This window comes from Occallatibacter sp. (assembly GCF_049582745.1).
Classification (GTDB): Bacteria; Acidobacteriota; Terriglobia; order Terriglobales; family Acidobacteriaceae; genus Telmatobacter.
Window position 1 is genome coordinate 18,953 of the sequence record NZ_JBAUUO010000002.1, and the last position, 23,009, is coordinate 41,961.

At 60.1% G+C, this 23,009-nt stretch carries 23 protein-coding genes; 8 read left to right on the top strand and 15 right to left on the bottom strand.

All coding sequences use genetic code 11. The features are described from left to right. Positions 1-75: 75 nt before the first annotated feature. The 4 genes from WCA10_RS00235 to WCA10_RS00250 all read right to left on the bottom strand — a co-directional run bounded on the left by WCA10_RS00235 (position 76) and on the right by WCA10_RS00250 (position 4,092). Positions 76-1,269, bottom strand: a complete 1,194-nt coding sequence (locus WCA10_RS00235; RefSeq protein ID WP_472820463.1) for a glycosyltransferase — start codon at positions 1,267-1,269, stop codon at positions 76-78. 23 nt (positions 1,270-1,292) lie between these two features. Beyond that, on the bottom strand, positions 1,293-2,453 hold the full coding sequence (locus WCA10_RS00240; RefSeq protein ID WP_472820464.1) for a hypothetical protein: 1,161 nt from the start codon (positions 2,451-2,453) through the stop codon (positions 1,293-1,295). A 186-nt stretch (positions 2,454-2,639) separates the two neighbouring features. After that, positions 2,640-3,623 (bottom strand): LOG family protein, encoded by a 984-nt coding sequence (locus WCA10_RS00245; protein ID WP_472820510.1) that lies wholly within the window; start codon positions 3,621-3,623, stop codon positions 2,640-2,642. A 127-nt stretch (positions 3,624-3,750) separates the two neighbouring features. Beyond that, positions 3,751-4,092, bottom strand: a complete 342-nt coding sequence (locus tag WCA10_RS00250; protein WP_472820465.1) for a hypothetical protein — start codon at positions 4,090-4,092, stop codon at positions 3,751-3,753. A 230-nt stretch (positions 4,093-4,322) separates the two neighbouring features. On the opposite strand from WCA10_RS00250, the gene WCA10_RS00255 reads away from it, so the two are divergent. Further along, positions 4,323-4,865 (top strand): hypothetical protein, encoded by a 543-nt coding sequence (locus WCA10_RS00255; protein WP_472820466.1) that lies wholly within the window; start codon positions 4,323-4,325, stop codon positions 4,863-4,865. Between the two features lie 4 nt (positions 4,866-4,869). On the opposite strand, the gene WCA10_RS00260 is transcribed toward WCA10_RS00255, so the two are convergent. Beyond that, complete coding sequence (locus tag WCA10_RS00260) at positions 4,870-5,751, bottom strand: ThuA domain-containing protein (protein WP_472820467.1); 882 nt, start codon at positions 5,749-5,751, stop codon at positions 4,870-4,872. Positions 5,752-5,803: 52 nt separating this feature from the next. Further along, a complete protein-coding gene (locus tag WCA10_RS00265) occupies positions 5,804-5,956 on the bottom strand; it encodes an ankyrin repeat domain-containing protein (protein WP_472820468.1) in 153 nt (50 codons plus the stop codon). Positions 5,957-6,273: 317 nt separating this feature from the next. Here WCA10_RS00265 and WCA10_RS00270 point away from each other — a divergent pair, with 317 nt between their 5' ends. Next, positions 6,274-8,127 carry a hypothetical protein gene (locus WCA10_RS00270; protein ID WP_472820469.1) on the top strand — a complete coding sequence of 618 codons (1,854 nt, stop codon included), beginning with the start codon at positions 6,274-6,276 and terminating at the stop codon, positions 8,125-8,127. 220 nt (positions 8,128-8,347) lie between these two features. Then, positions 8,348-10,117, top strand: coding sequence for a gamma-glutamyltransferase (ggt, locus tag WCA10_RS00275; RefSeq protein ID WP_472820470.1), 1,770 nt, complete (start codon positions 8,348-8,350; stop codon positions 10,115-10,117). 148 nt (positions 10,118-10,265) lie between these two features. On the opposite strand, the gene WCA10_RS00280 is transcribed toward ggt, so the two are convergent. Continuing rightward, positions 10,266-11,912, bottom strand: a complete 1,647-nt coding sequence (locus WCA10_RS00280) for an ATP-binding protein (RefSeq protein ID WP_472820471.1) — start codon at positions 11,910-11,912, stop codon at positions 10,266-10,268. 324 nt (positions 11,913-12,236) lie between these two features. Here WCA10_RS00280 and WCA10_RS00285 point away from each other — a divergent pair, with 324 nt between their 5' ends. From WCA10_RS00285 to WCA10_RS00295, 3 genes are all read left to right on the top strand, one after another. Then, entirely contained in the window at positions 12,237-13,058 is an 822-nt protein-coding gene (locus WCA10_RS00285; RefSeq protein WP_472820472.1) for a sugar phosphate isomerase/epimerase family protein, read from the top strand. 220 nt (positions 13,059-13,278) lie between these two features. Then, on the top strand, positions 13,279-13,740 hold the full coding sequence (locus tag WCA10_RS00290; RefSeq protein ID WP_472820473.1) for a hypothetical protein: 462 nt from the start codon (positions 13,279-13,281) through the stop codon (positions 13,738-13,740). Positions 13,741-13,778: 38 nt separating this feature from the next. Further along, the gene (locus WCA10_RS00295) at positions 13,779-14,600 is read left to right on the top strand and encodes a PEGA domain-containing protein (RefSeq protein ID WP_472820474.1); all 822 of its coding nucleotides are present in this window, start codon (positions 13,779-13,781) and stop codon (positions 14,598-14,600) included. A 534-nt stretch (positions 14,601-15,134) separates the two neighbouring features. Here the strand turns inward: WCA10_RS00295 and hypE are convergent. The 8 genes from hypE to hypA all read right to left on the bottom strand — a co-directional run bounded on the left by hypE (position 15,135) and on the right by hypA (position 20,492). Continuing rightward, positions 15,135-16,205, bottom strand: a complete 1,071-nt coding sequence (hypE, locus tag WCA10_RS00300; protein WP_472820475.1) for a hydrogenase expression/formation protein HypE — start codon at positions 16,203-16,205, stop codon at positions 15,135-15,137. Continuing rightward, a complete protein-coding gene (gene hypD, locus WCA10_RS00305) occupies positions 16,198-17,340 on the bottom strand; it encodes a hydrogenase formation protein HypD (RefSeq protein WP_472820476.1) in 1,143 nt (380 codons plus the stop codon). The genes hypE and hypD overlap by 8 nt, the downstream gene beginning before the upstream one ends. Then, positions 17,337-17,699: a HypC/HybG/HupF family hydrogenase formation chaperone gene (locus WCA10_RS00310; protein ID WP_472820477.1), complete on the bottom strand. Its 363-nt coding sequence runs from the start codon at positions 17,697-17,699 to the stop codon at positions 17,337-17,339. The genes hypD and WCA10_RS00310 overlap by 4 nt, the downstream gene beginning before the upstream one ends. Positions 17,700-17,769: 70 nt before the next feature. Continuing rightward, positions 17,770-18,285 carry a hypothetical protein gene (locus WCA10_RS00315; protein WP_472820478.1) on the bottom strand — a complete coding sequence of 172 codons (516 nt, stop codon included), beginning with the start codon at positions 18,283-18,285 and terminating at the stop codon, positions 17,770-17,772. After that, positions 18,285-18,686, bottom strand: a complete 402-nt coding sequence (locus tag WCA10_RS00320) for an iron chaperone (RefSeq protein ID WP_472820479.1) — start codon at positions 18,684-18,686, stop codon at positions 18,285-18,287. The genes WCA10_RS00315 and WCA10_RS00320 overlap by 1 nt, the downstream gene beginning before the upstream one ends. 97 nt (positions 18,687-18,783) lie before the next feature. Then, the gene (locus WCA10_RS00325) at positions 18,784-19,293 is read right to left on the bottom strand and encodes a YybH family protein (RefSeq protein WP_472820480.1); all 510 of its coding nucleotides are present in this window, start codon (positions 19,291-19,293) and stop codon (positions 18,784-18,786) included. A gap of 174 nt (positions 19,294-19,467) precedes the next feature. Then, a complete protein-coding gene (gene hypB, locus WCA10_RS00330) occupies positions 19,468-20,133 on the bottom strand; it encodes a hydrogenase nickel incorporation protein HypB (RefSeq protein ID WP_472820481.1) in 666 nt (221 codons plus the stop codon). Beyond that, positions 20,130-20,492: a hydrogenase maturation nickel metallochaperone HypA gene (gene hypA, locus WCA10_RS00335; RefSeq protein WP_472820482.1), complete on the bottom strand. Its 363-nt coding sequence runs from the start codon at positions 20,490-20,492 to the stop codon at positions 20,130-20,132. Before hypA ends, hypB begins: the two co-directional genes overlap by 4 nt. A 102-nt stretch (positions 20,493-20,594) precedes the next feature. Between hypA and WCA10_RS00340 the strand changes: the two genes are divergently transcribed. Continuing rightward, positions 20,595-21,785, top strand: a complete 1,191-nt coding sequence (locus WCA10_RS00340; RefSeq protein WP_472820483.1) for a pyridoxal phosphate-dependent aminotransferase — start codon at positions 20,595-20,597, stop codon at positions 21,783-21,785. 89 nt (positions 21,786-21,874) lie between these two features. Continuing rightward, complete coding sequence (locus tag WCA10_RS00345; RefSeq protein ID WP_472820484.1) at positions 21,875-22,990, top strand: SIS domain-containing protein; 1,116 nt, start codon at positions 21,875-21,877, stop codon at positions 22,988-22,990. Positions 22,991-23,009 lie beyond the last annotated feature (19 nt).

The following is a 23,009-nucleotide window of genomic DNA, read 5'->3' on the forward strand; positions in this document are numbered from 1 at the left end:
GCTTCAGGCAGCGAAACCAGATATCTCCAGAAAAACTTGAAAGACCTGCGCCTCGAGCATGAGCAGCAACGCATGCTATCGCGCTGCATTGCATTGGGGCGAACATATTTGCTCGTACGCTCCATACACGCCTTCAAACACCGAGTCCCAACTTGCCGCGAGCGCGTAGGCGCGCGCCGCACCGCGCATCTCGGCATGCAAATTTGGATCCTTGAGAATTCCCGCGATAGCGCTTGCGAACTCGAAGTCGGGCACAATCCGACCGGTCAGTCCGTCGCGCACAATCGTGCATGGCCCGCCATCGGGAGTGACGACAGCAGGAACCCCGCTCGCGAGCGCTTCAAGCACCACGTTGCCGAAGGTATCGGTATGCGACGGAAAGACGAAGAGGTCCATGTTGGCGTAGGCCGTTGCCAGCGCCTCGCCCCGCAGGACTCCCGTAAACTCCGCGCGCGGCAGATGCTCGCGCAACCACGCTTCCTCGGCGCCGTGACCGACAACCAGAAAACGGAATTCGCACAATCCGCTCTGCTCCAGCTCGCGCTGCACCTCGGCCAGAAGCGCCACATTCTTCTCCACCGAAAGCCGCCCCACGAAGCCAAGCACGATCTGGCGATCGTCGTCCCGGCGGCACCGCTTCTGCGGATGAAACAGCGCGGAATCAACGCCGCGCGCCATCAGGTGGCACGGGCGCTCCGTCGCTTCTTCGAGGATCCGGCATAGTTCGAAATTTGGCGCGAAGAGCACATCCGCGTTCGAGTAGAAGCCAGTGGCAACAGCCAATGCGAGGTCTTCGATGGTCTGGCCTGCTGCTTCTGAATGCGGCCGCGCCAGCACCCGCAGAAGAGGGTCGGACCGCCGCGCCGCATATTCGTGCACGTTGGTGTGCCAGCTCGCGGCCAGCGGCAGGTTGGTATGCCGCGCGATGGCAACGCCGAGAAAGCCGATTTCGCTGGGGCCGGTGATGTGGATGACATCGGGCCCGAACCGCTCCAGAACATCTTCGATGACCGGCAAATGGCGCAGATAGACCGGGTCAAAGCTCAGATCCTTTTCGAGTGGGATCGAGAGAGAGCCGCGCGGCAACTCCAGCGTCCAGAGATTGCCCTCCTCTTCCAACGCCTGCCTGCGATGCCCCGCACGCACACAAAGAAACGGCAGATCGTGACGCCGTGCAAAGTCTTCAAAATGGCGGCTGGTGTGGGCTACCCCGTTGATCTCGTGAAACGAGTCGGGAAAATACGCAACACGCGGCACCAGTGTCTTCATGGATTCCCGCGGGAGGATGAAGATCAGCCCTCCTGCTCGCCAAGGGCAAGACGCCGTTGGCCATCATCGTTCCACGCAATGCGCAGACCGCCGGATACCGGTCCCCTGCCGAGCATCTGCACGGCCTTGATGGTCCAGTGAATCGAAAACGGCGCGTGTCCATCCGGCCAGATTTCGCGCAGCGGCCGAACCACACCGTTCGCATCGGGATGATAAGCGCGCTCATCCCAGGTGCGCGAGCCTTGCGGAAAATCAGGATAGTCGCGGATCGCATCGAGCGTGGACTGCAGCAGGCGGTACTTCCATGGCTGCGCATATTGCGGCATGAACAGCACGTGGCTCACCCGCTCACGGCGAATCTCGTGCACGAATTCCGTAAAGCTCGCAGCGTTGGTCAGATTGATGTTGGCATTGGGTTCCACACCGTGCCGGTCGCCGCCGCTGATCAGCAGCATATTCCACTGCTGTGCCAGCCTGCGCGTGGCGCGATTCTCCTCCCAGTTGCGCAGCCCATTCAGTTCGAGAGCATGCATCAGGCCGCCATATTTCTGCAGAAATTCATTCACCAGGAAGCCGTGCTTCTCCTCGCCCACCAGGAAGAGATCCCACAACGGATGGTTGAAGACAAGCAGCACGTCCGGCTCATCATTGAGCGCGACCAGGATCTCCTTCAACCTCTCCTCTTTCGGGCTGGCCGTGTAGCCCGCCAGCGTGCGCATCCACTCCTTCGCCCGGCCTGAGGGCAGGTTGTGTACGCCGAGATGAAAATCCTGCACGCCCCCGTAGGGCACGCTCCACTCGACAGAGACCGGAATGCGGCGCGCGCTGGGAATGGTGCGCAGCAGCATCGGAGCCGCGATCGTGTCATGATCCGTGATCGAAACCATGGAATGCAGTTCAAGCTTGTCGATCTGTCCGCTTTCGAGGTCAAACGCGAGCTTCGGCGTCATCGGCGGAGTCCAGTAGCTTGCCGCGTAATTCACACGAACGCCGTGCATGGACTCGGCTCGGCTCTCCAGGCGCGCCAGCAGCGGACGGATCATGGCATACCTGCTGCCCAGGTTCGCCAGAAAGTCCAGCGTCTCCTTCGATTGGTTGGTGTGGCTGTGCAGCGAAACGCCGGTGCGGAACCCCTTCGGTGCATCCTGGTCGCGCCACAGGTACGAAACGGTCGATGTGGCCATTTCTCCTCCTCATTCGCGATCGTGCGCTGGATTCTTACACCTGATTGTCGTTTGTTGACCGTCAATGGGAGGTTAAGGAGAGAACAATTGCACTTCAATTAGTGCACAGTACCAATGAAGTAACACAGTGCAAAACCGGCCCTAAGCGCATGACAAGCAACCGTTTGGTTGCAGTTCATGCCCGCGTCACTTATTGGTCTTGGCAAGTTCGGGACCCAGAAAATCCTCGAAGGTCGACCCGTGCATCAGCTCCTGCGGCGCCTTGGCGGCGGCAGCATTGGCTTCGGGGATAAGGTAGTTTTGGGTCAACCCGTCGCGCAACAGCTCGAAGGCCTCCTCCGGAGTGTCTGCATATTTGAACAGATCAAGGTCCTTCGGCGAGATGGCGCCAGTATCGGCCAGCGTTTCGAGGTTGAAGACCTTCTTCCAATAATCCGAACCGTAGACCACGACTGTAATCTTCTTAGCCAGCTTCCGCGTTTGCGCCAGCGTCAGAATCTCGAACATCTCGTCGAGCGTTCCGAATCCGCCGGGAAACACAACCAGCGCCTTCGCCAGGTACGCAAACCACAGCTTGCGCATGAAAAAGTAGTGGAACTCGAAATTGAGCGCAGGCGTGATGTAGGGATTGGGCGCTTGCTCAAAGGGCAGCCGGATGTTCATGCCGATGGTCTTGCCCCCTGCCTCATACGCGCCGCGATTGGCAGCTTCCATAATTCCGGGACCACCGCCTGATGTGACCACAAAGCGACTGCGCCGCGAAGGAATCTTCGCCGCCCAGCGCGTGAGCATCTGGGACAGCCGGCGCGCGTCTTCATAGTAGCGAGCCATAGCCACGGCGGCCACCGCGCGCTTGCGTTGAAGATCGCTGGCCTTGCCTGCGGCGATTTCCGGCACGCTGGCAGGCTGTTCTTCGCTGGGGGCCGGATCACGCGAACCCGTGTTATCGAGAAGCTCGAGCGCATGATCGGCCTCCTCGCGTCCGCGAAAACGCGCCGAGCCGAAAAAAACCACCGTGTCCTGGATGTGCTCGTGCCGGAACCGTGCCAGCGGCTCCATGTACTCGGCGACAATCCTGATCAGTCGCCCGTCCGGGCCGTTGAGAAACGCGGAATTCTCATAGGCCAATGGAGCCGAGCCAAGCGGCGGTGGACCGTCGTGCCCTTCCATATCGTCCGCGGACACGGCTGTCTCGTCGCTGGATGTTGTCTTGCCGGGTTCGGCCGCAAGGTCTGTACTGGCCGTTGCCTTAGGAGTGCCTTCTGCTGCCTGTCGGTTCTCTTCCGCGCTCATACCATTACCCATTTCGATGCCGGATAGCGTCCTGCACAGCGATCCAGATATTCAGCAATCCTAATCCTGAGATCACGCCGCGCACCCCGCCGTTGGCCGCGTAAATGGCGAGCGTGGGAAACTGCGCAAAGATCGGATTCTGATCCCAGAAAAGTTGCGACCACGGAGCATAGCAGATGGCCAACCCGATGTACATCCTCAGCAGAACGCGCAGATATAGCTCGGTGCGCACCAGCCAGTGAGGAATGCGCTCCTGCCTATCAAATTCCGCTGCCGGCTGCAGGACATCCGGGTCCGGTGTAGGACGGATCAAGTTTTCGGGGTTCGGCGCTGGGTTAGGGGGCATGCTGGGTGATATAAATTCCGGCTGGTTTGACATTCTCCAGGGCCTGTAAAGCTGCCCCCGAATTCTTGCCGTTTCACCAGCTCAGGGACGCCGTATTCAAACGGTAACACAGCGGCCGGACCACCTCCGCCGCTCCCGGCCTGGCCGGTGGATTCTCCACCATTGCAAGTGCCATGCGACCGGGGGTATTTTGTTGGTGTACGCGGGTTCCAGTGCCCAGGGAGTCTGCCGTGAAAATAGCTGCCGTTGCTTTCGTTCTGCTCCTCAGTTCCTTCCCGTTGGCCGCACAGAATGGGGCCAAACCCGAGGGCCAGGTCCTGGTGCTTCGGAGTAGTCCGGTGGGCAATGGCTGCCCCATCGGCATGATCGCAAACCAGGGAGTTTGGGACCATACCATCAGGGTTCGGCAGGGGCAGCAGGAGACGGTCCTTCAGCCCTTTGGCCAGCGGATATTTCTCACATTGAACGATTCTCATCCTGCCCCGATCGTTGCTGCGACCGTGAAAGTCTACGGTCTTACCGCCAGAAACCACATGGTGCAGGCCAACGGCAATGCGAATCCCAACGGCGATGCAACAAAAATCATTGAAGTCAAGTTTGTCGCTAGCCAGAAGGGCGGCGTTACCGGCGATCTCTACATACCGGGATTCACCGCCGTGAATTCCATTGAGTTGCTTCAGGTTTCCTACGACGATGGAAGGGTGTGGAGAATCGGTGGGTCCAGCGTCTGCCGCGTCGCGCCCGACCCCATGATGCTGATCGCCAATCACTGAGGCCCTACTGCATCGTGCTCACCGCAGGCTTGGGATGTGAAACTGTGCTGCCCTCCGTCATCCCCAACGCCCACTTGATCGCTTCGAAATACATCGTGCGGATGTCCGGATCCTGCCACGCCTCTTCAGTGTGCCCGAGCGTTGAATAGAACACGCGCCCCTTGCCGTACATCTTGCTCCACGCCACCGCAAAGTCATGATCGGTGCGATGAATACGCGGATTGTTGCTGTAATCAAGCCGCGAGGCATCGAGACTCAGCAGCACGTTCACCTTGTCGCGCGACCACGCCTTCGGCTGATAAATCTCGTCGAACTTCACAAACTCCTTCGGAAAATGCCGAACCGCCGGAAAATCCGGCGCCTCGTTGATGATCGGCGCGTTAAACGTCATCCACGGATGCTGATCGAACCAGCCGCCAAGCATCTCGCCGTATTCCGGCCAGTTGTAGTTCGTATCGAGGGCTGCATGGATGCCGACAAATCCCTTGCCGTCATCGTGGATAAACGACATCATGTCGCGCTTCTGGTCAGCATCCATGTCCAGCTCGCCGGTGGTGCTGGCAAAGACGATGAGGTCGAAGTAGTTCAGGTTTTTCGCATTCCTGCCCAGGTCCTTCTTCGTCAGCAACTCGGTGTCGGTACGCAGCGTTGCATCCCACAACCCGCTCTGCTGGCCCATGTTGTAGATGGCAACCATGGCGGCGGTAACGGAGTCGTGTTCGAAGCCCTTGGTCTGCCCAATCACCAGCACGTGCTCCACGTGCACTTGTTTGGCGTGAGGTGCGGCGGGGAGCGCGCCCTGCGCATGCAACGCCGTTGCGCCTGCAAATACAAACAGCGCCCAGAAAAGGAAAAACGACTTGACCACAGGATAAGAAGCCCGCACGCGACTATACCTCCGCAGGCAATTATCGGTCAGCGAGCCCGCTCCGCGTAGCTTACTGGTGCGCTCCATGCTTTTTCAGCAGGTCTGCCCACTTGTGATCGTCCATCTTCAGGGCGTAGTCCAGCGGGCGTTGATCACTCTGGTCCTTGGCATTCACGTCGGCGCCGTGGTCCAAAAGAATCTGGATCATGCTGCCATACGGCAACCGGCCCGGGCACGAACGAGCGGACGAGTGTTTACGTTTTCATCATTTCTCCCGGAGAGAAAAATGGCCTCTGGATAAGCGGGATCGTTTTAACCGAGAGACCTCCTGGGCCGCATGTGACGGACACCGCGATTGCCAACGAAGTAAACAGTGCAAAAACCGCGGCCAGACGGCGAAAATCGTTTCGGCATGCGCACCCAAAGTAATGTGACATAGGTGTTACCAAAGTCCCATCAAACCTTAATTCTGGTACCCAAATCGCGATACGATGTTTCGAAGCCGCAGAATCCTTTCCTTCAGTGAGATGGAGCCAAGCCGTGAATGCTTCTCAAGACACGAGAGTGGGGCCAAGCGTGGTTGCCGAGACGCTGCGCAGCCTTTCAGAGCAGGCGAGAGTCTGCCACGAAAAAATTGATTTAGCCGAAGCAGGTCAAAGCTTTAATCGGGCCGACGTGCTTGCCGAAATCGGCAAGCTGCTCGATGCATGCCAGAACCTCCGTGACGCCATCCTCTCAGAAGACGGCGGGGCGAACTGGACGACAAAGAGCGAACTGGGTGCCCTGGTCCGGCGGCTTGACGACGTCGCCGCCAAAAGACGCCGCTATCTCGATCTGGCCGAAGTGCTGGCCACCGGAACCATCACGCATCGCCGCGAGCGCACCCGCCTTGAGCGCCTGGCACTTCGCGACAAGGCTGTCGCCGAGTTGATGGAGATCTCTGAGCAGCCGACCCCACCTGAGCTGCCCGGTCCGGCCCCTCAAAACTGGCTCGAATGGGCCTGCAGCCTCGAAGACGACACCAATGAAATCGAGCTCCACAAGCTCAAAAACGGCTTCCCGCGGCTCGATGACTTTGTCCGTCAGTTGGAGATCGATTGGTGGCACGAAGGTCCTGCGCCGGAAAAAACCGAGAAGCGCAAGGCCGCTCCTTCGCTTCCGGCCACGGCGAGCGGCTCGTATTCAAACGCAAATCGCAATGGCGCGCTGAAGCAGCCTGTCGTTGAAGAAGAGCCCGCTGCGCTCGATCCTTCGCCCGAAGCGCCCGCTCCGTTTGAATTGGCGTCGATCGTCGGGTCTGCATCGATTGTCGAGCCTGCGCCAGCCGTCGAGCCTGCGGCCGTTCCAGAGCCTGCGCCAGCCGTCGAGGCCGCTCCGGTTGCTGAGGCGTTTCGCATCGCGTTCAGTCACGACACTCAGATCGATGCGCCGGTTTTAAATTCCGATTTCATCGAAGCTGGATCAGACGAAGAACCCGTCGAACTCCCGCTCGAGACACTCAATCCCAATCGGAAGGGCGTCATTTCGTTCTTCCCCTGGGACCAGGTTGACCAGTTCAAGCGCCGCATCGAAACCGCGGATGTTGTGCGCAAGGACGCGCGCACCATTCGCGCCCTGCTCGCAGTCTCGCATTGGCTCGAGCCGCGCGATCAGAATCCGATGACGCATCCCATGTGCGGCATTCGCTTCCTCACCGGCTACCCCGCCACGACCGAGCCAACGTACGTTTCTCCCAGCGATGTCATGCAGTTCATCGCACAGGACGACGGCCTGCCCCTGCTCACCGGCGGCGCCGACCTGCTGCGCTGGGGATTGCTGCAGCCCTCCGAACGCAACTTCCAGGGTGTTGCGGCGGTACGGCGCTTCACCCCTGATCACCTTAAGGCGTGGTTCAGCGAGGTCTTCCGCATCGCGCTTTCTGACAAGCAGATCGACGACATATATATCCTCACCTCCGGTATTCCTTACCTCATCGGACAACTGCACAAGCTCATCATCCCCTTGCCCGACGACCCGCCGACGTGGCTTGGACTGGCGCGCTGGATGGATATCAAGGCGCAGTTTGAAAAGCAGATGCCGGAATTTGCGCACGATCTCAAGAAGGGAATCCCGGCGGTCCGCCTGACCGACCGCGAACTCTCCCTGCTCAACATGGTGGTCATCGTCAGCGCAGACTCCACGCGCGAAACCATCGTCGCCAACCTCTCTGAAAATTGGGAGAAGTATCAGCATCCGGAGTACCGCGCCATGAGTTCCCGCGATGAAGTCAGCCTCGCGGTCCTCATGGAACTCGGCCTGCTGCCGCGCCGCAATGTAACAGGCGGCGTTCCTTCCAAGGCACTGATCCCTGTCAAACACGACGACGCAATCCGCAAGATCGCCGAGCATTTGTAAGCCAAGCAATTCAACCTCAAGTATCCATGGGGCAGACGCGCAATCAGCGGTCTGCCCCACTTAGTTTGGGCGTGTTTCACTAACCCGGCACTGTGAACGGGATGCGGATCGTATCTTCATCCCGGAGGGACTGGCCTCATTTCCGCATTCATGCGTGCCATTTGTGCATGAGTGGTTTCTTGCGGTCAGCGCAACTGCGCGCGTTATTCTGTCCAGAGCCATGCAATCCCCGTATCGCTTCCCCGCTCCCGTCGTCCTTCTCGCATCGCTGTGTTCCGTGCTCGCGCTTCCCACGACCTCCGCCGCGCAAGAAAGCACGAGCAATGTCATCGCCTATCGCGGCGAGCAACCGGTTCGCGCGCAACATGGCATGGTGGTAAGCGTGCATCACCTCGCCTCTGACGCGGGCCTCCATATCCTTCAAGAGGGCGGCAATGCAGTCGACGCCGCCGTCGCCACCGGCTTTGCCCTCGCAGTCGTGCATCCCATCGCCGGCAACCTTGGCGGCGGAGGCTTCCTGCTCCTGCGCACCCATGACGGCAACGACACCTTCATCGACTTCCGCGAGAAAGCCCCGCTGGCCGCGACCGAAACCATGTACCAGGACGCGCACGGCAATATCATTCCCGACTCGAGCGTCATCGGCTACCGCTCCATCGCAACGCCGGGCTCCGTCGCGGGACTCGTGTACTCGGAAAAGAAATACGGAAAGCTCGGTCTCAAGCGCGTGATGGCTCCGGCTATCAAACTCGCGCGCGATGGCTTCGCGCTTACCCCTGAAGAGGCACACGAACTCACCGACCGCGATCTCGCCCGCTTCCCCGCATCGCGCGCTCTGTTTCAGCGCGGCGGCACCTATTACCGCCAGGGCGAAACCTTTCAGCAACCTGAACTGGCGCGCACGCTTGAGCGGATCGCCGCCGACCCCGACGATTTCTATCACGGCAAGATGGCGCATGAGCTCGTCGACGATCTCAAGAAAGGCGGCGCTCTCCTCACGCTTGACGATCTCGCGCAGTACACCGTGGTCGAGCGCAAGCCCGTCATCGGCACATTCCACAACTACACCGTCATCAGCGCGCCGCCTCCCTCATCCGGCGGAGTCGTCCTCCTGAGCGCGCTCAATATTCTCGAAAGCTACGATCTCGCCAGCCTTGGCGATCGCTCTGCCGGCTGGATGCACCTGGCCACCGAGGCGTATCGCCGCGCTTACATGGATCGTTCCGACTACCTCGGCGATCCCGACTACAACCGCATTCCCGTCGCCGAACTCACCGCGAAGAAATACGCCGAAGCATGGCGCAAGAGCGTCCTTCCCGATAAGGCGAGCCCCAGCGCCGACCTCAAGCGCCCCGAAGGCTTTCTGCCGCCCGCGCCCACCACCGCCGGCACCCGTCACGAATCGCCTGACACCACCCACTACTCCGTCGTGGACGCGGAAGGAAACGCCGTCTCCGTCACCACTACCTTGAACGACAGCTTCGGCTCGCACGTCACGTCTGAATCGCTCGGCTTCCTGCTCAACGACGAAATGGATGACTTTGCCTCGAAGATGGGCGTGCCCAATATGTTCGGCCTGATCCAGGGACCCGCAAACGCCATTTCGCCCGGAAAACGACCGCTCAGTTCCATGACGCCGACCATCGTGCTCGAAGACGGCAAGCTGCGTTACGTCCTCGGCTCACCCGGCGGAGCGCGCATCATCACCACCGTCGGAAATATCTTTCTCTCCGCTGCCGAAGGCGGCCTCAACATCCAGGAGGCCGTGGACGCTCCCCGCTTTCACCATCAGGATCTGCCCGACAATCTCTACCTCGAGCCCGGCTTCAACCCCGACGCCCTCGCCAAGCTCAAAGCAATGGGCTACACGCTATCGATAAGAGATCGTCACTGGTCAGATGGAGAATGCATTGCCGTCGATCCCAAAACCGGCGAACTTTCCGGCGGTCAAGACCACCGCAGCCACTACGGCAAGGCTGCAGGCTACTAGTACTTGACAATATCGCCGCTGTCATTCTCATAACTGGCGCCGTCATTCTGAGCGAACGGAGCCTCAGACGCATTTCAGTCTGGGGGTGGTGAGCGAAGAATCTGCTTCTGTCTTTTTCGGCCTGTCTTCGGACTTCAGACTCCGCCCCTCACGCGTATTGATGTTGCGCAAATGGTCCGGGAACGCAGGTTTCCGAGCTCTCCCCGGCAGGCTCTCCCGTTGTGGTGCCCACTCCGTCGTCGCTCGATGGCCGGTCTTCCACCCTTTCGCCGAAGGGCAGGAATACCGAAAACGCCGTCCCGCTCGCTCCTTCCCGCTGCGAACTCCAGACGCGCACGCTGCCTTTGTGGCGGTCCAGCAACTGCGCCACCACCCACAATCCCAGCCCCGTTCCGGTCTCAGTCTTGGTCGTAAAGAACGGCTCAAAGATGCGGCTGAGATTTGCACGATCGACGCCCGCTCCCGTGTCACAGATGGTCACGCGCATCCCTCGCGTGGTCCGATCGCGCCAGTCGCGCGAAGGCCGGATGCGAATCACCAGTCGCGCGTTGTGCTCCATCGCCTCAATCGCGTTGGCAATCAGGTTTGCAAAAATCTGCTGGGTCTCACTCAGCATGCAACTGATCGGGCGTTCCCCGTACACCTTCGTTTCGACGTCGATCTCCATCGCCTGCAGCTTCCCGCGGAACATCGCCAACACCGACTCCATCACCTCGCTCAGCAGAGTTTCCTTCGGCGTACCGATCTCGCGATGAAACTTCAGCGTCGACTGCGCCACCAGCGCAATGCGCATCAGCTCATCGAGCGCGCCATTCGCCCGCACCCGCGCATCCTCAAGCGAGTCCGTCGTCGAGATCAGGTACAGCATGTTCGCCACGGCTTCCATCGGATTGTTGATATCGTGCGCAACCGAGGCCGCCAGCCGCCCGGCTACCGCAAGCTTCTCGGCGCGCAGCAGTGCCTCGTCGGCCTGCTTCCGACGCGTAATATCGGCCATCACTCCAAAGATGCGCGTCACCTTGCCCTGCGCATCCCTCTCGCCCTTCCCCTGCGATTCCAGCCAGTGCAGCGAACCATCCGCCCAGCGAACGCGATACTGCATGTGGTAATCGGCGCCTTCCGCCCGCACTTTTGCAAACGCCTCGTCCAGCGCAGGAACATCCTCTGGAACCACAAATCTCAGCCACGCCTCCGGCTCTGAGCCGAACGCGCCCGGTTCGCAGCCTGCCATGCGGTACACCTCGTCCGAACGGTGGACGACTTCCTTCTCCAGGTCCCATACCCACAACCCCATCCCGCTTGCCTTCAGGGCCACCTGCAGCACATTGTCCCGATAACGCAACTCTTCGGTTGCACGTGCGCGCTCGTCCGCCAGCCGTCGTTCCGACTCGGCCAGTTCCAATTGCCGCTTCATTTCCTGATTCGCGAGCTCGGCCTTCTGCTGCGCCAGCCGCCGGACTGACCAGCCCAGCAGCAGCGTGACCAGAACAAACGACGACAGGCGAAACTCCTGCAAAGCATTCCCGGTGGAGAATGAGAATCGCAATTCGGATCGGGTGAGAAGAGCATTCACGAGCGCCGCATCCGTCAGCGCACAACCGGCAGCGCCCCACATGCCCAGAAACCACGCCGCCAGAATGACCGTGGGAAACGCAAGCAGCAGCGGAAACGCGCGCAACGGCGTAATGCTTGATGTGAGCTCGATCGCGCCGCACGCCAGCAAGCATCCCAGCAAAAACCGCACAAACCACGGCAGCCGGCCCATTCTTTCGGAACTGGGAAAGCCAATCGCCATGCACACAGCCTCTGCAACCATCGCACGTTGGCCTTGCTGCCCGGCAAACTCAGATTCTTTCTACGCAGCCCTCATGCGCGAGACAAGCGAAGGGCTTCGCAACTGAGGCTCTTTTGGCAGGTGGCCCAGGGGATAACAGTGTGGGTAGAATAGGCAAAATCTCCCTGGGTGTCCAGTGTTTCGAACCGGCCACGCAGTTCCCACCGTCCTTCGGGTTCTCCATGTGCGCCCGCTACCGTCTTCCTGTCCTTCCGGTAAGTCGTTTACGGAATGAGACAATAGGAGGCAACGCCGTGCCCATACCGGCGCAGGAACCGTCCAAGCATGCTGCCAATTCTTTCCACACATCTTTTCTTGAAGCAACGGCTGCACCCGGGTCTGCTCGAAACTGCAGCGCGCTCCGGTGCCAGGGGCGTCGAGCTCTTTGCCGCACGCCAGCACTTTGACTACACCAGCCGCGAACACGTCATGGAGCTGGCCGCATGGTTCGCCTCCAATCCGCTCGAACCGTATTCCATGCACGCCCCGCTCTTCCCCGACCGCGAGATGGGCCGCGCCGGCGCTCCCGCCGTCAACGTCGTGGACCCTGAGAAATCCCGCCGCATCGATGCCATGGACGAGATCAAGCGCGCCCTCGAAGCCGCCGAACACATTCCCTTCAAAAAGCTCGTCATGCATCTCGGCGAAAAATACGAATCGTGGTCGCTGCGCACCATGGAGTACGCCACCACCGCTCTTGAACATCTCGGCGCCTTTGCACGCCCCCTCGGCGTCAGCGTGCTGGTTGAAAACCTCACCAGCGACGCCACCACTCCCGAACACCTCGTCACCATCCTCGAAATGGCGCACCTCGACCAGATCGGCGTCTGCCTCGACCTCGGCCACGCGCATATCGCGCCCGGAATCGCCGAAGCCGTCGCCACCCTCGGCAAGCGCATTGCTGAGGTCCACGTGCACGACAACCACGGCCTCAAAGACGAGCACCTCTGGCCCGGCGACGGCACCATCGACTGGGCCGCCACCCTCGAAGCCCTCAAGTCCCTGCCCGCCGCGCCGGCAGCCGTGCTCGAGATCGGCTACGACCTCAACGACGCGACTGCTGCCATCCCCGATCGCATTCAGATGTCGTTCGAAAAGCTCGCCTGACTTCGTCTGCCGCCTCGTCTTGTGGTGTGGAGCCGCGGCAGCCATAGCGCCTGCTTCCCCGCCGGCCCGCTAATGTTCCTCCGTTCAATCGCCTGTGATGGCCGTCGTTGACGTCGCACCGCTCGCCTGACTATCGTCACGTCAATTTCCAAATGAAACTGATTTCCGCGGAGGAACGCTTCCTTTGACTCGCCTTGGTTTTCCATCCCACAAGATTTGTGTGAAGCGCGTCGCAGCGCTACTCGCTCTTACGTTGTTTTTGTCAGCATGCGGCGGCAGCAGCAGTGGCAGCATGACGGGAAACAATCCACCCCCGCAAACCGGCCCAAACGCCATCTTGAATGGCGCCTCTCTGGCGGCCGCTACCACTCACTGGGTTTCAGCCAGATGCAATGTCCAGGTCGAACTCACCAGCGACAAAGGATTCTGGTCGATCGTTCTGGACAGTTCCGGCAAGACCTCCTCAGGCAACGAAACGTGGACCCCTGGCCCTGACCCGACAAGCGTGATGGTGGGGCCAGGGACAGGCCTTGGCGGATTCTTCTGGGTATCGGGACTTGGCAATATCACCGGGTCAACCTCCTCCCAGACCTTCACCGCAAATGTCTCTGTGAAGTCCGTCAGCACCTCACAGGGTCTGGGTAACTGTTCCTTCGCCCTGGCACAGAAGGGACTCTCGTAGTCCCTGCACAGGTTTACGCCACTTGGGTGTGCGCTATCATGGCCAACATGATTCCAGGAATCAATAAGGCGCGCAGGTTTCTATGCTCCCTTGCGCTTCTGCTCTCCGCGATTCCCGCCCTTGCCAAAGACGCGCCCCTCCCCGTCATCAACTGGCCATCGACCGGGACGCCGGTCGTTCGCTTCACCTTCGGCAAATTCAAAACCCTTCCCGGCATGGGCAGCCTTCACGGATACGTCATGGAGACAACGGCGCAGAATCTTTCAGCCCGCGTCATCTCCTCGGCCCGATTCTCTGTCTATCTCTTCGACAAGGCAAAAGTGCGCGTCGGCGAAGACGCAATTGCGCTCAGCAACGTGGGCCCCGGTGAAACCGTCCGTTTCCAGACCACCGTCATGGCCTCCGGTCAGCCCGTCTCCGTTTCCATCAACGAGAAAACCGATGCCGCCAAAACCGTCTCGCTCACCGTGAACTCCACGCCCCAGGGCGCACTCCTCAAAGTCGATGGAGTCGAAGCCGGAGTAACGCCGCGCCTCATCACCGTCGGCGCCGGTCGGCACATCCTCTCCTTCAGCAAAGAGGGATTTAAAGCTGGAGAGTTCCCGCTCGAAATCGGGCGCGACGATGTCTCAGGCGGCAGCATCAGCTACGAACTCGGAGCTGCTTCCTTCGATTCCATCGAACTGCGCGACGGCAGTGTGCTCAACGGCGACCTTGTCTCCGTCTCCGGTATGGATGTCGAGATCCGCGTGGGCGGCAATCTCCAGCACATCGACCGCAACCGGATCAAACGCATCATGCTCGTCCAGCGCGACGCCCCTCGACAAGACCTCCCAACTCCCTCCACTCCGCAACCGTAGCAAGGTGCCCATCCGATTCTGAGACATGGGATACCACCCTGCCGGCGAAAACTGCCTCACTCAAGGGGTTCACCTCAACGACCTGTCAACCCCCGTTCGCCAATCTTTTCTCTAACTCCCTCATTTCACTCGCCAAAAACTTCCCGCCGTTTTGCAGGTAATTACCAGCCCTTGGCGCACAATGTACTTGAAATCCAAATCCTCCGCCCGAAAGAGATCAAGAATGCCGCCGGCAGGTTCGTTCCTAACCCTGTCCCCTTGTCCCTTTGTCCCCCTTGTCCCTTTGTCCCCTTGTTCTGTTCCCTAATCCCTGTCTTTTCAAACCTCTACAGCGAAGTCCAATGAAGAAAGACCTTTACCGCCACCCCAGTCTGTAATCCAATGAATGCAGGACATTTACCCAAAGAGACGGGATAATAGGGGTCGCGTTGTGTTGCGGTCAACTGTTGAGGGAAGGAGCCCGAAGCCATGCGAGGACAGAAAACCTGAGAGCTGAAGGCTAACAGCTAGAAGTTAGGAGTTAGCAGCGGTTGTTCAACAGATCCGCGGCAACTGCTCGCCGATCTGCGGCGCGATCACTCGATTGGCGCCCATGCCCGTGCGGGCCACGATCATCCCGGGATGCTGCGCCGTCACTTGGCCGATGCGTGCAGCGTCGGTTCCCAGTGGATGCGCGCGCAGCACAGCCAGCACTTGATCGACCGCCTCCGCGGCAACAAAGAAAACCACCTTGCCCTCGTTGGCCACGTACACCGGATCGAGTCCCAGCAGTTCGCACGCCGATTGCACTTCGGTCCGAACTGGCAACCTGGCTTCGTCGATCTCCATGCCTACTTTGGAAGCGGCCGCGATCTCGTTCAGCGTCGATGCCAATCCGCCGCGCGTGGGATCGCGCATCGCATGCACGCCGGTTCCGACCGCGTCAAGCACATCGGCAATCAGCCCGTTGAGTGCGGCGCAGTCCGAACGGATCTGGCTTTCAAACTCAAGCCCTTCGCGCACGCTCATGATCGCCATCCCGTGATCTCCGATCATTCCGGAGACCAGAATTGCGTCGCCCGCCTGCGCGCGATGCGGACCGACGTTCACGCCCGGCCGCAGCACCCCGACGCCCGCGGTATTGATGTAGCAACCGTCGCCGTGGCCGCGTTCGACGACCTTGGTATCGCCCGTAACGATGCGCACCCCGGCGGTGGCAGCTGCGTCGGCCATGGCGCGGACAATCGCCGCAAGCTGTGCCAGCGGAAAGCCTTCTTCGAGGATGAAGCTCGCGCTCAGAAATTTCGGCTCCGCGCCCGAGACCGCAAGATCGTTGACAGTCCCATTCACGGCGAGCGCACCAATCGAGCCGCCGGGAAAAAACAGCGGCTGCACCACAAAGGAGTCGGTGCTCATCGCGAGTCGGCCCGAATTGAGCTCGAAGACCGCGGCATCGCCGAGATTCTCGAGCGCCGGATTGCGAAAGGCCGGTAGGAACAGATATTCGACCAGTTCGTTACCCAGCTTGCCGCCGCCACCGTGGCCCATCACGATCGTGGGGTAATCTGCGAGGGGCAGTGGGCAACTCCAGTTCGAGAAATCTGGCGTGCTTTCGCCGTCAGCCATTCGCCGCTCCGGTCAGTGCGGCGCCGGCGTGTACCAGGTCTTCAGCCGACAAGAAACGCCCATAGTTGTAGTAGGCGGCGCATGCGCCCTCGCTCGAAACCATGGTGGCGCCTAGTGGATGGCGCGGTGTGCACTCCTTGCCGAACGCCCCGCACTCGGCCGGCTTGATGGCCCCGCGCAGCACGTCGCCCGACCTGCACAGCGGCGACTCCACGGTATGGATACCGGTGATGTGGAAGCGCTCCTCGGCATCGAACTCGCGATACGGCTCGCTGAGCCGCCAGCCGCTTTTCGGAATCACGCCGATCCCGCGCCAGGCCCGGTCGGTGACTTCGAAAACTTCGGCCAGCAGCTTCTGCGCCGGCAAGTTGCCTTTGTACGTGACGATGCGCTCGTAGGCATTTTCAACGCGGTACTCGCCCTTTTCGAGCTGGATCACCGCGCGGCGAATGCCATCGAGCAGATCGAGCGGCTCAAATCCCGTTACGACGATCGGAATCCTGTACTTCTCAGCCAGCGGCGGATACTCCCAGAAGCCCATCACGCTGCACACGTGCCCGGCCGCCAGAAAGGCCTGCACCTTGTTATCCGGCGAACTCATCAGGGCCTCGATCGCGGGCGGAACCAGCACATGCGAAACGAGCACGGAGAAGTTCTTGAGGCCGCGCCGCTTTGCCAGGTGCACGCTCATGGCATTGGCCGGAGCGGTGGTTTCAAAGCCCACGCCGAAGAAGACAACCTGCTTGTCGGGATTCTTGACGGCAAGTTCGACCGCATCCAGGGGCGAATAGACTACGCGAACGTCGCCGCCGCTTCCCTTCACCTGGAAGAGATCGCGGTCCGTGCCTGGCACGCGCAGCATGTCGCCAAAGGAGCAGAAGATGACGCCGGGCTGCGAAGCGATCGCGAGAGCCTTGTCAATGAGCTGCAGTGGCGTGACGCAGACAGGACACCCGGGGCCGTGAATCATCTCGATACCGGCCGGCAGCATCTGGTCAATGCCGTTGCGAATGATGGAGTGGGTTTGGCCGCCGCAGACTTCCATGATCCTCCACGGACGGGTGGTGATCTGGTGGATTTCGCGCGCCATGCGCTGCGCGACTTCGCCGTTGCGGAATTCAGTGAGGTACTTCACTTGGATACAGGACTTCCAGCCTGGTCGACTTTGGGAGAGTCCTCCGCGGACGGCTCGCAGCTTCCATCGGGGCAGGGCGAGGGTTGCGCACTGGCGGCACGGGCAAAGATTGCTTCCTCGCCAGCCAGTTCCTCTTCAAGAGCGCCCATTTTCTCGAAGAGGTCGAGGGTCTCCAGGGCGGTCTTCTCATCGATCCGCGAGAGCGCAAAGCCAACGTGCACAATGGTGTAGTCGCCGACAACGACCTCGGGGACGTAATCGAGGCAGACATTCTTGACGACGCCGCCGAAGTTCACGCGGCCCATCCTGACATCGCCTTCGGTGATTTGTTCGACTCTTCCGGGGATAGCGAGACACATAGTGAACCTCTTATACCGTCCAGAGGATACACCCGCACGTGATTTAAATCACATCGGGGCTGCGTGAGAACTACTTCTTCAGCCAGGCCTCAATCACCACGGCCGCAAACATGAAGGCTGCAAGTGCAAGAGCTACAACAATCAGCCTCAAAGCGTCGCCCGGCGGTCGCACTTTTCCAGTGCCATAGAAATTCCCTGTAGGTAGCCACTTCGAGAACTGTCCAGCAGGAGAAGACCGCCCCAGACCGACTAAAACGAGCAGATAATGATCGCCTTCACCGAGCTTAACGATTGCATCATCCCATTTGGCTTGGTCGTCTCCACCTGTGATCTCGTTATGCTTATCGATCTGTCGAACCAGCTCGGCGATTTTTTGCTCGTATTCATCATTGTCGTAATCGCGCTCAAACTCAGCATTGACCTCCAGGATGTTTGGCAAGGTCCAGCCCGATTCCGTGAAGTACAACATTTTGCGCTCGACTTCGCTGAGCGGGACTTGTTCGCACTCGGCTTCGGCAACGATACGTTCAACCAAGTACTCTTTTGCCTGGCGTTCGGTCTGAAAGCTCGCCGTCGTTGTAGGCACTATCGTTTCCCTCTCCGCTCATTCTCGGCGATTCGCCTCTTCACCATCTTCTTTACGAGTGTCGCCGGAAGTGGCTTGTCGAGCGCGAATTGCAGGGTTCCCTTGGAGGTTCGATAGCCCTTCAGTTCTTCCTGCATCTCGTCAGTGAGAGAAGCCTGCATGGGGAAGAAACTACAGTGGTTCTTGAAGGCCGCGTAGGCGACTAACGCGCCCTTGTAGTGAAAAGCGGGCATCCGGTAACTGAGTCCCTCTGTGGCTTCGGCGGGAACGACGGAGCGTATGGCTGCCCGAACCTCGCCGAGGGTCGTGCGCGCCGGCTCGGGCACCTTGGCAAGATAGGCGTCTACATCGTCGGCCGTCGATTTGGCTTTGCCTGCCGTTTTGCCGGTCGCTTTCTTCATGAATCCTCTTCTTTAGGTTGATGACGCAGAACATGCCAAGAACCAAGGGAAGCGCGGCGGCTTCAGGCGCCGCCGCGGGTGACACAGGAATAACTTGCTACTTCTTTTTTGGCGGAGGCATCGGTGGAACAGCCGACGACGCGATATCGGCAACCGCTTTCCACGAGCCATCAGCCTGCTTGCGGAAGGTGGTGACGTAGTTGCCGTGATCGGTGATCGGCTTTTTGGTCGCCGGATCGGTGACTGTCAATTTGTAAGTCCCGGCTGTGTAGCCGAGATCGCCGGACTTGGCAACGTCCACTTTCGAAGACTGGAAGGTGAGCGAAATTGCGGGATCGGCAAGCATTTGTTTCAGTTCGGCGCGAATTGCGTCCTTCCCTTGCACCGCGTCAGCGCCGGGCGTCATCAGAAGCGCGTCGTCCGCATAGAAGTTCATGATCTTGTCGGCATCCTTGGAGGCCCAGGCCTGGCTTGCCTGCACCTCGGTATCGGTGATCGCCTTGACGTCGGCGTCGTGCGTGTCGGGCGCAGGTGGTGGGGTTGGGTTGCACGCCGCCATTGACAGTGCGATGACGGTCGTAGCGCAGAGAGCAGCAAGAGTCTTCATATGTGTCTTTCTCCTCCGTGGAATCCTTGAAAACATAGGAACCATGGCTTTGCCTGCAGGAAAGAAAGGAGTATCCGGGAGTCAACTCAGGCAGCAGCCATTCTGCCACATCGGGATGAGGATTAGCAGCACGTTTTCGACTTCAGATGGAGCGCGGACGAGGATTCTGGCGCGTTATGCCCGGCGAGATTTTTGTTCCGCGAGATAGGCCAGCCAATCGACCATGCCGGCTCCGGTTTTGGCCGAAGCTTCAAAGATGCGGATGCCGGGGCGAATCTCATTGATGTTCTTGAGGGCTGTGGCGCGATCGAATCCGCAAGGCTCGGCAATGTCGATCTTGGTAATGATGGCGGCATCGGCGGAGTTGAAGAGCGTGGGGTACTTCAGCGGCTTGTCTTCACCCTCGGTCACGCTGAGCAGGGCTACGCGGATCTTTTCGCCGAGGTCATAGCTCGAAGGGCAGACGAGGTTGCCGACGTTTTCGATGAAGAGGTAGTCGAGGTCAGCAAGTTCCCAGCCTTCAAGGTGTTTGCCGATCATCTCGGCTTCGAGGTGGCAGATGCCGTGGGTGTTGATCTGGCGGACAGGAGCACCGCTGGCGGCAAGACGACGGGCATCGTTGTCGGTTTCGAGATCGCCGACGAGGGCCGCGACTTTTGCGCCGTTCGCCCGCAGGTCGCGCAGGGTACGTTCAAGGAAGGCTGTCTTGCCGGTGCCGGGACTGGAGACCAGGTTGAGCACCAGCACGCCCGCGGACTGAAAGCGGAGCCGAAGACCGCGCGCCAACTCATCGTTCTTTTTGAGAATTCCCTGCCGCAACTCAACGATCCGGGTAGTCATACCTTTTCCTCGACTTCATCAATCTCGATGGATTCAATCTCGAGTTCCCTCCCCTGCCGCAAATCCGAAACTGGCTCATCGCAACGTGGGCAGCGAAAGCTTTGCAGGCTCGCGATCTCAACGTCTGAAGCACAGCGGTCGCAATGCATCGTTACCGGCAGGATCTTCACCACGAGTTTGGAACCTTCAAGAGGAGTGCCTTCGGTGGCGATGCCGAAGCAGAACTGCAGCGAGTCTTCGACAACGGAGGCGAGCGCGCCGATGCGCAAGCGCACGTCTTTGACGCATGCGCCGGGATAGGCTTCGAGCTTCTCGGTGACGATGTCGACGATGCTGGAAACGATGGAAAGCTCGTGCACGGGGCCTCGCCTGAACGTCGATTCTATCCCGCAGGCCATACGGCTTGTGTGCCAAACGGCACTCCACTTGTAAAATGGCACGAGAGGTCGGAGCTCTTCCCTGTGAGTAAAACCCTTGTGCCTCATTCGCATACCACGTCCCGTCTCGCGCTGAGCGACCTTGCCCCCGGAGCCATGCAATCGGAGATCCGCGCCATGAGCGTCGAGTGCGAACGCATTGGCGGCATCAACCTGGCCCAGGGCATTTGCGATACGCCGGTTCCCATGCCGGTGGAGACCGCGGCGATTGCTGCGATCGTCGGCGGCCACAATATCTACACACGGCAGGATGGAATTACCCGTTTGCGCAAAGCGATCGCGGATAAGCAGCAGCGCGACTACGGGCTACGCTACGACCCTGAGACCGAAGTGATGGTCGCCAGCGGAGCCACGGCAGGGCTGCACGCGGCGGCGATGGCTCTCTTGAATCCGGGGGACGAGGTGCTGGTCTTCGAACCGTTCTACGGCTATCACGTGACCACGCTGAAGTCGATGCGCATGAAGCCGGTCTTGGTTCCCCTCGCGGAGCCGGACTGGGTGCTGGACACAGACGCTTTGCGGGCAGCAATCACCGAGCGCACACGCGCCATCATCGTGAATACGCCAGCGAACCCCAGCGGCAAAGTCTTTACGCGAAAAGAACTGGAAGCGATTGCCGACGCTGCGCGCGAACACGATCTGTTCGTCTTCACGGATGAGATCTATGAGTACTTCGTCTACGACGGCGCGAAACATATTTGCCTCGCAACGCTGGAGGGTATGCGCGAGCGCACCATCGTGATGTCGGGGTTCAGCAAGACATTCAGCGTGACAGGTTGGCGGCTCGGCTACGTGACGGCCGACGCGAAGTGGATGGGCGCGATGGGCTACTTCCACGACCTGACGTATGTGTGCGCGCCTTCCGCGCTCCAGCATGGCGCCGCGGCGGGGCTTGAGCAGTTGCCGCCCGCGTTCTACACGCAGCTCGCGGCGGATCATCAGTCGAAGCGGGAGCGGATTGTGGCTGCACTGCGCGATGCGGGAATGGAGCCGAGCGTGCCGGCGGGCGCTTACTACGTGCTGGCGCAGGCGAGGCGGCTGCCGGGCGAAACGGCTGCGCTGAAAGCGCGGCACCTTTTGGCGAAGACCGGTGTTGCTTCGGTGGCTGGATCAGCCTTTTTCCGTCCGGGACGTGGCGAAGATTTGCTGCGCTTCTGTTTCGCCAAGAAGGACGCCGACCTCGACGAGGCCTGCGCGCGCCTTCGCCGACTCTGAGCTGTTCAATTGAATAACCATCAAAGCGCTTAGAATCAAGCTATAGACAAATTGCGCAACAAGCGCGTTTCCGGAAAGGTCCTGACGTCGTGAACGAATTCCCTCATGCCATGCTTCGCGAAATTTTTGAGCAGCCGGCCGCCATCCGGCGGACTCTCGATTTGTACCTGAACGGCGAGGCTTTGAAGGCGGAAGCATTTGCTCCCTACGAGGGCTGGCTGAATGCGCGAGGCGAGGTGCTGATCGCTGCGAGCGGATCGAGCCGCCATGCGGGGCTGGCTGCCGAGATTATTCTCGAGGACCTTTGCGGGCTGGCCGTTGACGTGGAGTATTCGAGCGAATACAGCTGCAGGCCGGCCGTGAATCCGCGTCGGCCATCGGTGCTGGTGATTTCGCAGTCGGGCGAAACTTCAGACACGCTGGCGGCGCTGCGGTTTGCGAAAGACGGCGGACAGCAGACGCTGGCAATTGCCAACGTGGTGGGCAGCACGATGCTGCGCGAGGCCGGAGCCGCGATGCCGCTGGGCGCGGGCAAGGAGCTCGCGATTCCTGCGACCAAGAGCTTTACCTGCCAGCTTACGGCGCTATACCTGCTGGCCCTGTATGAGGGCAGTCGGCTCGGCACATTTGACGGCGCACAGTTGAAGGCGCGGATTGCTGAGCTCTGCGTTCTGCCTGGCGTGATCGAACGGCAACTCGAAGGCTGGCGCGAGCGGATGACTGCGCTGGCGGCGAAGTACAACGATGCGGGAAGCTTCCTCTACCTGGGACGCGGCGTGCACTACGCAATTGCACGCGAAGGCGCGTTGAAGATGAAGGAGTCTTCGTACGTGCAGGCCGAGGGTTATCCCACGGGCGAATTGAAACATGGGCCCAACGCGCTGGTCGGCGATCGCGTGCCGCTGGTGGCGCTGGCCACGGTGGATCGTGACGTGGACGACTCGGTTCTGCGTTACGAGAAAACCCTGCAGCTTTTGGAAGACATGAAGAAGCAGGGGGCACGGGTGATTGCGATTGCGAATACCGGCGACCGTGAAGTTTCCTCGCTGGCAACGGATTGCGTGTTTGTCGAGCCGGCGAGTGAACACCTGCTACCGATTCCAGAAGTGATTCCGCTCCAGCTTTTCAGCTATGCGATGGCTCTGGAGCGAGGCGTCGATGTGGACCGGCCGCGCAATCTCTCGAAGGCTGTAATTGAAGCGTAGGAGCTGCGCAGTTTGGGCC